We start from the raw sequence: 14,030 nt of genomic DNA, 5'->3' as shown, positions 1-14,030 counted from the left end.
ACGTCCCCTGTCTTATCGATCCCGGATCGCAGGCGACAGGCGTCGCCGGCGGTTCCGGGCGGGGCGCATTGTCTTGGGGCTGGCCCGGCAAGTCAGTGCCGGCGGCTCACGCTCGCTCACACTTGCTCACACCGTGGCGGCGATCGCCTGGCTCAGCCGGTCAGCAGATACCCCTGGCCGCGCAGCGCGCGCAGCGGCAGTTCCACGCCGGTGGCGGCGCGCACGCGGGCGCGCAGGCGGTGCACCAATACGTCCAGGCGGTGCGGGTCGAAGTCCCACGGGGTGTCGGTGACTGCTGCGATCAGTTGCTCGCGGGTGACCGCCGCACCAGAGGCGTCCACCAGTTGCTGCAGCAGGCCGCGCTCCATCGCGGTGAGGGGAAGCGTGGCAGCAGTGGGGGCATGCAGGGTCCAGCCATCGTCGGCCAGTTGCCAGCGCGCGGCGGGTGCTGGCACCTGCGGGATCGCGGTGGTGGCGGCAGCAGGCAGACGTCGACGCAGGCTGAGCAGGCCGGCGGCCAGCACGTCCATGTCCGGCGGCTTCACCAGATAGAGGTCGGCGCCCTGGGTGAGACCCAGCGCCATGTCGCGTGCGTCGCCGCGGCCGGTGAGCATCACGATGCCGATGCTGGCCGACGCCCGCAGGTGGCTGGCCACCGCATAGCCGTCTTCGCCAGGCAGGCCCACGTCCAGCACCACGATGTCGCAGCGGTCGCTGAGCAGCGCGCGGTACAGGGCTTCGGCACTGCCGAGCCCGCGCACGGCGGCACCCCGCCAGGCCAGATCGTCCAGCAGCAGCGCCAGCAGTTCGGGGTCGTCCTCGACCACCCAGACCCGCAGTCCTTCCAGTTCCCGTGGTGCCGTCACGTGCCTTGTCGCAGTCCCCGTTTCAGCCTGCAGTCTAGCCGCCGGCTGGAATCGAGCCAAATGCGACAAAAGCAGGGATTCAGTCGGGGTGGTCGCAGACGACAGGCTTGCGTCGCGGTCGCCGCTTGTCCGGGAAGGTCGTGGCGGTCAGCGTGCAGGCCATCCTTTTCATGGAACCCAGCATGCCCGTTGCCACGATCCCCGATGTCCTGAGCCCGTTGCTGAGCCAACGCCTGGCGAACTCGTGGCCACCGGAGCATCACGCCGGTGTGTTCAGGGAGTTGACCTTCCTGCTGCAGTCGATCCGCAACATTCCACCGGTCACCCACACGCCGCCGCCGGTGCACCCGAGCAATCCGTGGGCGATGGCCCAGGTCTATCAGCGGCTTGTCCTGCCCAGGAACGGGTCGCCGTTCGGCCCGCTCACCAGTGACGAGGACCGCGCCGTCAGGGCGGTTCATTACCTGTACGACGTCCAGATCGCACCTGCCCTGGAGGACACCACCACGGCCGTTCAGCGCCGCCCGCAGAGCGCGATCCATGCCCGCGTGTTGAACGAGGTCCGCCGCGAATTCTCATTGCTTCCCTACCCCAAGCCCGACGAGGGTTTGGAGCGTGCCGTCCACGACGTTGCTGCCCGACTGATGGAGAAGTCGTTGCGGCTGGGCGTGCAGCCCACCGAGGTGGTGGTGGTGGCGGCGCAGGAACTGCCGCCCAGGGCGGGCCGCCACGTGGGCGGCGTGTCGCTGCATCTGGCGGGCTGGAACGGCGCCGCGCCGCCGCCGGAACACACGGCTGAGACCGCCAACCCGAACGTCTGGGATCCGAACAATCCGCTGGGCAACGAGCCCAACCTGCTGCGTGCCCCGCTGCAGCTGGACTGGATCGGGATCAGACCGCTGCCACCGAGGTAGGGTGTTGCCGGCTTACTCGGCCGGCACGCCCATTTCCTTCAGCAGTTCCGGCGCCGGGTAGACCTTGGCCAGCAGCCAGCGCAGGTAGCGCATGTCCACGTGCACGGCGCGCTTGTAGCGCGGGTCGAACCACCAGCTGGCGCTGACCGACTCCCAGTTGCTGTCGAAGTTCAGGCCGATCAGTTCGCCCTTGGCGTTGAGCACCGGCGAGCCGGAGTTGCCGCCGGTGGTGTCCAGGTTGGTCAGGAAGTTGACCGTCTGGGTCTTCAGCGCCGGGTCGGCAGTGCTGCCGAAGTCACCCTTGGCGATCGCGGCCAGCAGCGGCTTGGGTGCATCGAACGGATAGGCGTTGGTGTTCTTCTCGACGATGCCGGCCACGGTGGTCACCGGCGAGTAGGTCACGCCGTCGCGCGGGTGCAGTGCCTCGACCTTGCCGTAGCTGATGCGCAGGGTGCGGTTGGCGTCCGGGTACACCGCACGGCCCTGCTTGGCACGCCAGGCGAACAGCGCCTGCATGTACGCCGGGCGCAGGCGCAACTGCTCGCCTTCGCGGGTCTTGCTCTCGTTCTCGATGCGCAGCTGCGCGGCCACCAGCGGGCCGGCCACGGCGATCAGCGGATCGGCGGCAAGTGCCTTGCCCTCGCGTGCGGCAGTGAAGCGCGACAGGCGCTGCGCCTCGTCACCCAGCTGGGTGCCGGCATAGAGGGTGCCCAGCGCCTTGGCCAGCTGCTCCGGGGTACGGCCGAAGGCCGCGTCGAACTCGGCCACGCGCTGCGCGTCCGGCAGCTGCTGGTAGCGGGTCAGCAAGGTGGTCAGCAGGGCCTTCTCGACCTCCGGTGCGTAGCGGCGCTGGACCTGCTTGAGCACGCCTTCGATCATCGCCTGGTCGCGCTGCTGGTAACCGCTCTCGCGCTGCGCGTCCGGCTTGGCCGATTCGATGCGCAGGCGCTCCAGCAGCAGTGCCGAGCGCAGCAACTGGCTCTGCGCAGCCATCTGATCCAGCAGCAGGTCACGCTCGCCCACCGCCGCACCCTGCGACAGGTTGGCCAGCAGCGCCTTGATGTCGCCCTGGTACTTGCGGTCGGTGGCAGCCAGCATCGCCGTCTCGTCGGCGGCACGCTGGGCCTTGGCGTCGCTGCGCAGCAGGCCTTCCAGCTCACCGGCGGCGCGCTTGCGGTTGTTCTTCAGCGACTGCAGCTGCGAGGCGTAGCGGGTACGCGCCTGCGCATCCTTGGCGGTGGCGGCCTCGATGGTGTCGATCATCTGCTGGAACACCGACACGCGGCGCGGCAGCACGGTATCGATCTGGCCGGCGAACTCGGCGGCGGTACGGTGGCGGTAGGTGATGCCCGGGTAACCGGCGAGCATCGCGTAGTCGCCTTCCTTCGGGCCTTCCACCGACATCTGCAGGTGTGCCGGTGCCTGGTAGGGCACGTTGTCCTTGCTGTAGGCGGCCGGCTTGCCGTCCTTGCCCACGTAGGCGCGCAGCAGGGTGAAGTCGCCGGTGTGGCGCGGCCACATGAAGTTGTCGATCTCGTCGCCATAGTTGCCGATCGCGCGCGGCGGCGCGTACACCAGGCGTACGTCGCTCAGTTCGAGCTGGCGGATCCGGTAGAAGTCGGTGCCGTAGTACATGTCGGCCACGCTGCAGCGGACGTTGCCTTCCTGCTCGCATTCGGCCACCAGCCGCTTGCTGGCGCGGTCGACCGCATCGAAGTAGGCACGGCCGGTCTTGCCGCGCGCGTCGCGCAGCACTTCATCGGTGACCTTGTCGAAGCCGGTGGTGACCAGCACGCGGAAGTCCGGGTTCGACGGGCGCTCGTCGGCGCGGCCCTGGGCGATGAAGCCGCCGTCGATCAGGTTGTGCTCGGGCGTGGTGTTGTACTGGATCACGCCCATGGCCACATGGTGGTTGGTGAGCAGCAGGCCGTCGGCCGAGACGAACGAGCCGGTGCCGCCGCCGGCGCGGACCACGGCGCTGAGCGGCGGTGCGGTCACGTTGGCCAGGTCGGCCGGGTTGCCCTTGAAGCCCGCCGCCTTCAGCGGCTTGGCCAGGTCCGGCAGCTGGGTCGGCATCCACATGCCTTCGTCGGCGTGGGCGGCGGCAGCGAGGGTAAGGCCAAGCGCGAGGGCGGCGCTGAGGGGCTTGCGTGCGGGCATGGGTGCATCCAGTACGGCGGAACGAGGGGGCACCTTAGCCACTGGGGCCGCGCGGGGCAACGCCCGATGGTCAGGGATGGGCGGTGCTGGCTAGAATCGGCGCTTCTCAGGGGGAGATGGCAGGGATGATCGTAGGGATTGATCTGGGCACGACGCATTCGCTGATTGGCGTGCATCGGCCGGAGGGCGGGGTCCTGTTTCCGAACGCGTTCGGGGAGCTGCTGACGCCGTCGGTGGTCAGCGTGGAAGGGGAGACGGTCCTGGTAGGCAGACCGGCGCTCGACCGCATGGTCAGCCACCCGCAGCAGACCGTGGCCCATTTCAAGCGCTGGATGGGCAGCGACCGGGATGTTCAGCTGGGCAAGCGCCGGTTCCGGGCCGAAGAACTCTCCGCATTGGTACTCCGATCCCTCCTGGCCGACGCCGAGGCCGCCTTGGGCCAGCGTGTCGAGGAAGCGGTGATCAGCGTCCCGGCGTACTTCTCGGACGCCCAGCGCAAGGCCACCCGCGCCGCCGGCGAACTGGCGGGCATCCGTGTTGAGCGTTTGATCAATGAACCGACCGCCGCCGCACTGGCTTACGGCCTGCAGCAGCGCGAGCGGGAGGGTCGCGTTCTGGTACTCGACCTGGGGGGCGGCACCTTTGACGTATCGGTGCTTGAGCTGTTCGAGGGCGTAATCGAAGTGCACGCCAGTGCCGGGGACAACTTCCTGGGCGGCGAGGACTTCCTGGAGGTGCTGGTACAGGCGTTCCACGCCGAGCTGGAGGTGGACAGGAAGGCGCTGTCGACCACGGACGTTGCACTGCTTCAGCGCCGCCTTGAGACATTCAAGCGCGAACTGAGCCAGCAGGGGGAATGCAACCTCCAGATAACGCTGGCGGGTCGCCAATTGTCCTGGCAGCTTGACGAGGCACGCTACGCGCAGCTTTGCGATCCCCTGCTGCAGCGTCTCCGTGCACCGATCGAACGTGCGATTCGCGACGCAAGGCTCAACCCTGAGGCATTGGACGACATCGTGCTGGTGGGCGGTGCCGTGCGAATGCCGATGGTCAGCCGCCTGGTCACCCGGATGTTCGGGCGGCTGCCGCTGCGCCATATCCATCCCGACCAGGCAATTGCACTGGGCGCGGGCGTGGCCGCTGGCCTGAAGGCGCGCGACGAGACCCTGGAAGAACTCGTGCTGACCGACGTCTGCCCTTACACGTTGGGTACCCAGGTGTCACGGCGCGGACCGGATGGGGCCGAACGGGGTGGGTACTTCCATCCCATCATCCAACGCAACAGCGTGGTGCCGATCAGCCGGGAGGATCATTTCTTCCCGGTGCGGGATGACCAGCGCGAAGTGGTGTTCGACATCTATCAGGGTGAGAGCCCTACCGTGGACAAGAACATCAAGCTCGGTTCGCTCCGCGTCCCCCTGCCGCAACGCGGCAAGGCTGCAGACAAGGGCATGACAACGCGTTTCACCTACGACGTGAACGGGCTTCTGCAGGTCGAGGTGACCGAAGACGCGACGGGGACCCGGCACGAACTGGTCCTGCAGCAGAATCCCGGATTGCTGTCACCGAAGGAAATCCGCTCGCGTCTGCTGGCACTGCAGGAACTGAAGATTCATCCGCGGGACGCACAACAGAACGTGGCATTGGTAGCACGTGCCGAGCGGCTGTATGAGGAGTTCATAGACCAGCGCGAGCTGGTCCAGTATTGGTTGGACCAGTTTCGGCATGTCCTGGACAGCCAGGATACCCGGCGAATCGAACAACATCGCGGCGAGCTCGCAAGCGCGATGGATGCCCTGGAGCGTGACGCGTGAGCTGGGGTCACGCTGCGCTGGAGCTTGGGCCGGATGCCGATGAGCGTGCGGTACGACGCGCCTACGCGGTTCGGCTGCGCACCACGCGGCCGGACGATGATCCGGCTGCATTCCAGCAGCTGCATGAAGCGTACAAAGCGGCGCTGGCGTGGCTGCAGCGCGGCGGCGAGGAGAACGAGCGGGGCGGCTGGAGCGACCCGGTGGAGCAAGCGCGCACGGCGGATGCGCGGGATCCAGCCGAGCAGGGCTTGAACATTGGTGATGTCACCCTGGAGCTGGTTGCTGCAGCTGCACATACGGATCCACCACACTTCGAGCACTGGCTGCAATCACGCCCGGAGCTGTGGTCACTGCATGCGAAGCCATTCATCGGCAGGGCGGTGCTCGAGCTTCTCTTCACTCACAACGTCCCGATTCCTGCGCAGAACTTCGATCTTCTGGCGGCGTGCTTTCGCTGGAACGACGTGGGCAACGGGCTGGACCCATATGCGTCTGATCACTGTCGATCGCGCTCGCACCGGCTGTGGCTGCTCCAGCCGGGAAACCAGGAAGCCCTTGCCCGGGCCCTGCACACCCCACAGAGACCGGTTGGGGCAGCGGAAGCACTCGCGCGCATGACTCGCCTGACGCGGCCATGGGACGGGTGGCAATCAGTTCGGGACGCTCTGACGGGCAAGCAGGTCATTGCCATCGGCAACACGCTTCATGCACTCGGCATCCATGATCCCGCCACAGCACCTGAGCCGCTGCAGACCAGGCAGGTTGCGTTCTGGTTGGCCCTGACGCGAAGGGATCTCAACTGGCCGCGGCTGCAGATGGCCCTCGTGCGAAGCGCACTGTGCGCTGCAGTCGTGCTTGCAGGAATGTTGGCGTTGGGGTTCCTCCAGCAGGTCTATGCCTCTGCCATTCCGGCAGGTGGAGCGAGACTGCCGATCGACTTTGCGGTGATTGCGCCCCATGCGGCACTGCTGGTGCTGGTGGGAGGTTCCCTGTTGCTGCCCTTCTGCTCCGTCCTGCTATGGCAGGTCTCCGCCGAGTACCCGCAGCAGCGCTTCCGCCTGTTACGCCTGCTTCTGATTCCTACGTTGGCGGTGACTGCCTTGTTGCTGATGCACGTCGCAGACGCGAGAACGGCAGGCAACGTCCTGGCGTGGTCCGTAATGTTGCTGGCGGCGATCCGGCTCCTGGTCCGCTCGGGATTTGATATGGGAACCGGGTTCTGGGTGGTGGTTCCCCTTCTCCCCATCGCCAGGTTCGCCTCCGACGTACTGCAGTACGGGGAAATCGGTGTCGTCCTCGCCCTGTTCATGTGGACGTGCGACGCAGTGAACCAGCTTCCCAACAAGCCGGGCAAGCGGCGGAGATGATGGGGTAGCAGCCGGGCAGTGCCGCGCAGGTGGAGGGACGGGATCAGAATTCGCCCGGTTCTGATATCGCAGAATGTGATTCGCGTCGCGGCGGGTGTTTTTCCGGAGGTTTTTGCCTGCGGAGAGGCAGTGATGTTCCTGCCGTTTTGCCATGGATTGCGCGTGCGGAAGCATGCGGTCTCGATAGTTGCAATGCCCCATCGGATGCGGGGGTGTCATCGGCGGTCGGCTGGGGCGCGACCCTACCAAGGCCTGCGTGATTCCCGCAGCGGGTACAGGTCTGACGCGCCATCGGTAGGGTCGGTTCCCAAACGACCGCCGTGAAATCATCCGCGTCCGGTGACGCATGGAAATGATCGGAGCGCACAGCCGGCCAGCGGCCGGCATCCGCGTTTCCCGTGGCCACCGGCCCACTGTCAAAGGGTCGGCGGGGGTGGGTTTGAGGGGACATGAGCCGCATGGATGCGGCGACTGAGCCTACATGGATGTATTCACGGCGTCCCCCACAAACCCGCACCCGACGGCCCTGACCATGGGAACCGAGCAGGCGGCGGCTGTTCGCCCAAATGCATGAAGCCGGGCGCAGCCCGGCGCGCCGGGAAACCGCGAAATCAAGAGCAGCCGGGCAGAGCCCAGCTCTACTTTTCCCTTCGCCAGTTGATCGAGCCGCGGTTTTCCACCGTGCTCGATTCCACTTCGATGTCGAAGCCGCGACGCAGCAGGTACTTCAGCGTGATCACCGAACCACTGCCCACCAGCGAGACGCCGTAGCCGACGTACAGCTTCGGCGAGATGAACTTGCCGAAGCCGATCACCGATCCGCCCAGCGCGCGCGACTGGCTGACACCGGCGTCGTCCAGGCCGAGCTTCGCGCCCAGCTGCGAAGCGAGCAGGCCGCTGCCGGCCGAGAGCGCGGCAGAGGCGGCGGTCACCTGCTGCGTCTGGTCGCTGCTCGCGCCAGTGAGGCTGCGGCCCAGCACCAGGAACGCCAGCGCTTCCGACTGCGACATCGCCGGGTCCGACCACACGTCCACCCGTGGCGACTGCGCGCGACCGGTCACGTCGATGCCGGCCGTTACATCGCCCACCCTGCGCTCTGCGCGGATGTTGATGCGCGGATCCGAGACCGGGTTGAAGTTCCAGTTGAGGTTGCCGCGCGTAATCGTCAGGTCCTGCCCGTACGCCTTGTAGCGTCCGCTCACTTCCAGCGCGCCGTTCGCGGTCATCTCACGACCCGGCCGCGACCACACCTGCATCTTGCCACTCAGCCCGCCCTTCAGGCCAAACCCCGCCATGCGCACGTTGTCGCCCAGGCTCACGGTCAAGTCCATGTCCAGCGGCGAGCTGGGGCCCTCTTCCGGGTCGGCCGGGTCCAGCACCACCACGTCTTCAGACACCGACGTACCACGGTCCAACCGCTCCAGGTCCAGGTCCGCCTCCGGCACGTGCACCGTGCCGCGCAGCTTCATCGCCGCGGATTCCAGCGTGAAGTCCAGGTTCGGGTTGGCCACGATCCGCAGTTCCGGCGTGTTGGACAGCAGCACGTTCTCGCCGTGGATATGCAGCTGCAACGGCTGCGCATCACCGAACCACGACAGCCCGCCGTCGACGAACAGCGTGCCCTTGCCCGAGTTGGCCTGCGCGGTGATCTTGGCCGAACCGTCCGGCTGCGCGACGAAACTGCCGCTGCCCTGGTCGAAGGTCAGGCCCAGCGCGGGGAATTCGCCCTTGAAGTTGCTCAGCTTGGCGTCGCCGCCCAGGGATGGCGTGCCCCGCGTGCCGCGCAGGCTCACGTGGCCTTCGATCAGCCCGGTCGGGCGCACGATATCCGGCGAGAACAGCTCCAGCCAGTACAGCCGCGACATGTTGAGGTACAGCTCGCCGTTGAGCGGCGCGTTCGCGTCCCAGCCGGTCTGCACCTTGGCGTCGACGAAGCCGTTGCCCTGGAAGCCCACGCCCAGCTTGGCGTTGATCTGCGCCGGCGTCATTTCAAGCGTGGCCGAGAACTGGTCGTAACGCACCAGTTCGCCACGCGCGTTATCGCCCAGGCGGATGCCGCCTTCCAGCGACGCGATCTTCGCGCTGCCCTCCCACGCGTTGCCACGCGGACGGATGCGGCCGTCCAGGGTGAGCTCGCCGCGCAGGTACAGGCGGCGCCCGGACTGCGGCGGCAGCCACGGCTGCACCAGCGCCAGCGGCAACGCATCACCGCGCACCACCAGCCCGTCGCGCGGCCAGTTGGCGCTGGCGCACAGCGCGCCGCCGGTGGCCGCGCCCAGGCAGGTATCGCTCAAGGTGAAACTACTGCCCTGCACGCTGAAGGTTGCCGGCGCGCGCAGCGCCCACGGGTCGCCCTTGACCGGGGCGATGCGCAGCGCCGAGAGGTCGCCACGCCATGCGCTGCCCTGCTGGCGCACGCCGCCCTGCAGCGCCACCGCGCCCAGTTCGTTCTTCGCCTGTGCATCCAGGCGCAGATTGGAGATGCTGCCGCGCGCGTCCACGTTGAGCGTGTCCAGCAACATGCCGACCTGCACCTTGGTGCCCTGCAGCGCCAGCGTGCCGTTGCTGCCCTGCCACGGCAGGCGACCGCGGATGCTCAGCGCTTCGGCGCTCCAGTCGTTGTAACGCAGGCCACTGCCAACCAGGTCGGCGGTGATGTCCGGCGCTGTCCGCGGACCACGCACCTGCACGTTGCCGCGCAGCGTGCCGGTGCTGCCCGGCATCAGGTCGTCCAGCTGCACCGGCTCCAGCTGCGCCTGCACGTCCAGGCGGTCACCGACGCTGCCGCGCGCGGTCAGACGGCTGTTGCCGACGGCCAGTCGCACGTTGCCTTCGCCCTGCTGCCCACGGAGCGCGAAGCGGCCCTGCGCGTCCACGTTGCGGTTGCGCAGCGTGCCGCGGATGCCGGGCACATCCACCGTTGCTTCATAGCTCGCGGCAGTGCCGGCCGGGCTGCCCGCCGGCACCGGCAACTGGCGGCCCTTGGAGGCCACCGAGCCCGACAGGCGTCCGTCCCAACCGGGCACGAAATAGCCCGGATCGAACGCGGCCAGCGTCGCGGCCACGTCCCAGTCCAGCTGCGGTGCCCACGCCACCTGGCCAGTAACATCCAGCGCACCGCCCGGGGTCTTGGCCTGCAGGCGCTTGATCAGCGCAGCCGTGTCGCTGCCACGCACGTCGAAGTCCAGGTTCGCCGACTGCTGTTCCCGCGCCACCGAGGCCGTGCCGACCGCGGCCCAGGCCTTGAGCGTGCCCGCCAGGCCCATGCGCGCTTCCTTCAACGTCACCGGCACCGGCTTGGCCGCGCCGGGCGTGGTGGTGTCTGCTTCGGGCACGAAGGTCAGATCGTGCGCGACGATCGAGAAGCGCAGGCTCGCGTTCTCGCGGTCGGTGAAGTCGGCGGTGCCCTGCAGGCGCGCCTGGCCACCGAAGCCCTTCACCACCAGCGGCGACACGGTCAGCACCTGGTCGGCCAGGCCCACATTCGACGGCGCCAGTTCCACCGCCAGGTCGCCCTGCTGGATACGCCCCTGCAGATTGGCCTGCCCGCCCTTGCCGCTCGCGGTGAAGTCCAGCGACAGCGGCACGGTGGCCGGGTCCATGCCCGGCACCAGCAGCGCCAGATCCAGTTCCTTGCTGCGTGCACTGGCCTTCCAGACCGGTTCGTCGCGGCCTTCGAACACCAGGCTGGCCTGCAGCGGCGCCGGCGCGTGCCCGGCCACCGCGATTTCCATCCGACCCAGGTTGCCGCGCGCGACCAGGCCCAGCTTGGCCGGGGTGCGCCCGCGCGGGGCCGGCAGCGAGGCGCCGATGGTGATGTCGGTGGTGTAGTCGTTGCCGGGCAGGTAATGCCCGTCCACGCGGAAATCGCCCAGGTTGCTGTCGACCTTGAGCTGGCGCGCGCGGAATTCGCCGTTGGCGATCTCCAGCCCACCGCGCAGCTTGGCAATGTCGATCAGCGGTTCCTGCGCCTGGGTGATACGGAAGCCGTCGATGATGATGGTGTCGGCCTGGATCGCCAGCGGCATTTCAATCTGCGGCAGCGACCCGGGCCACGACGGCATCTCGAACGGTTCGTCGCTCTTGGCCAGGTTCAGCGTGGCGTTCTTGATCTGCAGCGCGTCCAGCTGCAGCTTGCGGCCCAGCAGCGGGCGGATGTCCGGGTCGAGGTAGGCGCGCTCGGCGGTGAAGTGGATGTCGTCGTAACGGAAGTCCAGGTTGTGCAGGACCAGCGGTCCGGACACCGGGCCTTCGACCCGGCTCCAGGTCAGGGTGGCGCCGGCCGGCAGCCGCGCTACCACCTGGGCCAGCAGCACGTCGCGCCCGGCCACGGTCTGCAGCAGCCAGTACACCAGCATCAGCGCCAGCAGGACCAGGCCCAGCACGGTGAAGCCCGACCACGCCCAGAAGCGGCGCTTGCGGTAGAAGCGCACGCGCGGCGGCGGCGGGGTCGCGGGGGTCGGGGTCGGCGTGCTCACAGGTCCGCTCCGATGCTCAGGTACAGCTGGAACTGCGAGTCGGGGTTGTTCAGGCCGTGCGCGATATCCACGCGCACCGGGCCCACCGGCGACTTCCAGCGCACGCCGAAGCCCACGCCGGTGTGCAGGTCGATGGTGTTGTCGAACGCGCTGCCGGTGTCGACGAACACTGCCCCGCCCCACGGGCCGCCGTTGAAGTAATGCTCGTACTCGGCCGAGGCGGTCACCACGTTCTTGGCGCCCAGCGCGAACTTGTCCGGCGGCGGCGTACGCGGCCCGACCTCACGGAAGGCGTAACCGCGGATGCTGCGGTCGCCACCGGCGAAGAAGCGCAGGCTGGGCGGCATCGCCACCAGGTCGCTGGTCCAGGTGGTGCCGGCTTCGCCGCGCAGGATCAGGCGGTCGGCCTCGCCCACCGGGATGAACCAGCGCGCCATCACGTTGGTCTGCACGAAACTGGTGTCCGAGCCCGCACCTTCGATGCCACCGCGCACGGTGGCGGTGCCGCTGATGCCGCTGCGCGGCGCCAGGCGGTCGTCCACGTTGACGTAGTCGGCCACCAGCTGCGGATACACCAGCGTGGAGGTGTTGTAGATGGCGTCGGTGAATTCGGTGCCCGACGCATAACGCCAGCGTTCGCGCAGCGCATTGATCGAGGCGATCGCGGTCCAGTGTTCGTTGATTTCGCCGCTGCGGCTGGCGATCAGCTTGAAGTTGCGCAGGTCGATGTAGTCGGTCTGCTCATCGTAGGCACTCGCGGTGAACCCATACCAGCCGTCCAGCCACTTGAACGCGGGAATCCGGTAAGTGGTAACCAGGCTTTTGCGCTTCTGCGCGTAGTCGAGCTGGGTGTTCATCTTGTGGCCGCGGCTGTTGAGGTAGCGCCGCTCCAGACCACCGCGCACACCGGCGCCGCTTTCGCTGCCGTAGCTCACACCGGCGGTGTAGATGGTGCGCTTGGCCCGGGTCAGGTTCACGTCGACCGGCACGTTGCCGTTTTCGTCGGCCTGGTCCGGCTGCGGCTGGATGTCGATCACGCTGAAGTAATCGAGCTTGGTCAGCGACTCGCGCAGGCGATCAAGCTTTCCCTCATGGAAGTAGCTGCCTTTCTCCCAATAGACCAGCGGGTCGAACAGGCGCTCCACGAAGTAATCCTGGTGGAAGCGGATGTCGCCCATGTTGTAGCGGCGGCCGCTGTCCCAGGTGAGGTCGATGTCGGCCGCGTTGTCGGCGCGGGTGATTTCCACCCGGCGCTGGGTGAAGTCCGCATCGAAGTAGCCGCGCTCGGCCAGGCGCCGGGTGATGGTCACGCGGCTGGCGTCGTAGCGGGTATGTTCGAAACGCTGGCCCTTGCGTGGACGGAAGTTCTCGATGTCTTCCTGCAGGTACAGGTCCAGCTGCGCTGGACCGGTGATGTCGATGTTCTCGCGTCGCACCAAGGTAGGCGGGCCGCGGTCGACATGGATGATCACGTGCAGGTTGTCGCCTTCGCGCGGGCTTTCGACCTTGATCACCGGGTTGTAGAAGCCGAACGGCTCAAGCGCCCGGCGGGTCTGGCGCTCGGCCTGGGACAGCAGGTATTCCAGCCGCGACTCGCCCTGCGGCGTGCCGATGGTGTCGTACAGCGACAGCGAGACTTCGATGTTCTCGATGATCTCGGCGTCGTCGCCCTTGTCCAGCCCGGTGATGTCCACTTTCTCAATGGTGCCGCGCGCATGCGCGGTCGTGGCGAGAGCCAACGACAGGAACAGGAGGGGCAGGAGGTGTTTCAATGGCGGCATGGGACACAGGATAGCGGGAACGGGCTGAAAACGAAGCCTGTATCCACCCCATCCGGGGTGCTGGACATCACGCCATATTCACGCAGGTGGCAGGTCTGCCAGGAAGCGGGACCAGTCCATGGGCGCGGACACGGAGATGTCATAAGGCCCATTCGTGGCCATGCCCGATTCGATGCAGATGGAGAAGAATGCGAGCTCGTCCTTCCCCGGCATGCAGGCGAAGTAGCGGTCCCCGCACCCGTGGCAGTTGTAGAAGCCAAACACCAACGCCCCGTCGCGCAGCGCCAGGTTGACCTCGTCCGGATCGACGCCCTCTTCGTCTTCGGCGCCTGCAAGCAGACGCTGCACTGGCCCGTCAGCGTCGCTTTGCCCCAGGAATCCCTGCTTGAGGTACCCGGCGAGCTCGCCAGCGATCTGTGTGCGGAAGGTCTGGCAGATCAGCGGCTTGGCCGAAATGCAGAACTGAAGGAAGCTGCCCTCCCGTTTTCCGAGTTCCTGTTCGCGGGCGTCGCCAAGCGGGGAGTCGATTGGCGCGACGGTGGCGGCTGCGTGGGTGCCGGTAGTGTTCATGCCTGCGTTGTCGATGTTCATTTCGCCCTCTCCCTGCGTCGGCTGGCACGCCTGCGGCCGAGGATTGCAACCTCGACCAC

The 14,030-nt window shown here is 67.4% G+C and carries 8 protein-coding genes; 3 read left to right on the top strand and 5 right to left on the bottom strand.

Translation table 11 applies throughout. The features are described from left to right. Window positions 1-152: 152 nt before the first annotated feature. On the bottom strand, window positions 153-866 hold the full coding sequence (locus tag RYM47_RS00105) for a response regulator transcription factor (RefSeq protein ID WP_315385243.1): 714 nt from the start codon (window positions 864-866) through the stop codon (window positions 153-155). Between the two features lie 182 nt (window positions 867-1,048). Here RYM47_RS00105 and RYM47_RS00100 point away from each other — a divergent pair, with 182 nt between their 5' ends. Next, complete coding sequence (locus tag RYM47_RS00100; protein WP_315385242.1) at window positions 1,049-1,780, top strand: hypothetical protein; 732 nt, start codon at window positions 1,049-1,051, stop codon at window positions 1,778-1,780. Between the two features lie 12 nt (window positions 1,781-1,792). On the opposite strand, the gene RYM47_RS00095 is transcribed toward RYM47_RS00100, so the two are convergent. Further along, entirely contained in the window at window positions 1,793-3,940 is a 2,148-nt protein-coding gene (locus RYM47_RS00095) for a S46 family peptidase (RefSeq protein WP_315385241.1), read from the bottom strand. A 125-nt stretch (window positions 3,941-4,065) separates the two neighbouring features. Between RYM47_RS00095 and RYM47_RS00090 the strand changes: the two genes are divergently transcribed. Both RYM47_RS00090 and RYM47_RS00085 read left to right on the top strand, forming a co-directional pair. Then, window positions 4,066-5,754, top strand: a complete 1,689-nt coding sequence (locus RYM47_RS00090; protein ID WP_315385240.1) for a molecular chaperone HscC — start codon at window positions 4,066-4,068, stop codon at window positions 5,752-5,754. Next, on the top strand, window positions 5,751-7,121 hold the full coding sequence (locus tag RYM47_RS00085) for a hypothetical protein (RefSeq protein ID WP_315385239.1): 1,371 nt from the start codon (window positions 5,751-5,753) through the stop codon (window positions 7,119-7,121). The genes RYM47_RS00090 and RYM47_RS00085 overlap by 4 nt, the downstream gene beginning before the upstream one ends. A gap of 638 nt (window positions 7,122-7,759) precedes the next feature. Here the strand turns inward: RYM47_RS00085 and RYM47_RS00080 are convergent. The 3 genes from RYM47_RS00080 to RYM47_RS00070 form a co-directional block, all read right to left on the bottom strand. Next, window positions 7,760-11,599, bottom strand: coding sequence for a translocation/assembly module TamB domain-containing protein (locus RYM47_RS00080; RefSeq protein ID WP_315385238.1), 3,840 nt, complete (start codon window positions 11,597-11,599; stop codon window positions 7,760-7,762). Continuing rightward, window positions 11,596-13,380 carry an autotransporter assembly complex family protein gene (locus RYM47_RS00075; RefSeq protein ID WP_315385236.1) on the bottom strand — a complete coding sequence of 595 codons (1,785 nt, stop codon included), beginning with the start codon at window positions 13,378-13,380 and terminating at the stop codon, window positions 11,596-11,598. The genes RYM47_RS00080 and RYM47_RS00075 overlap by 4 nt, the downstream gene beginning before the upstream one ends. A gap of 78 nt (window positions 13,381-13,458) precedes the next feature. Then, window positions 13,459-13,971: a hypothetical protein gene (locus RYM47_RS00070; RefSeq protein ID WP_315385235.1), complete on the bottom strand. Its 513-nt coding sequence runs from the start codon at window positions 13,969-13,971 to the stop codon at window positions 13,459-13,461. Window positions 13,972-14,030: the final 59 nt, after the last annotated feature.

Source organism: uncultured Stenotrophomonas sp. (genome assembly GCF_963519125.1).
GTDB lineage: Bacteria > Pseudomonadota > Gammaproteobacteria > Xanthomonadales > Xanthomonadaceae > Stenotrophomonas.
This window is presented reverse-complemented; position numbering and strand designations above follow the sequence as displayed.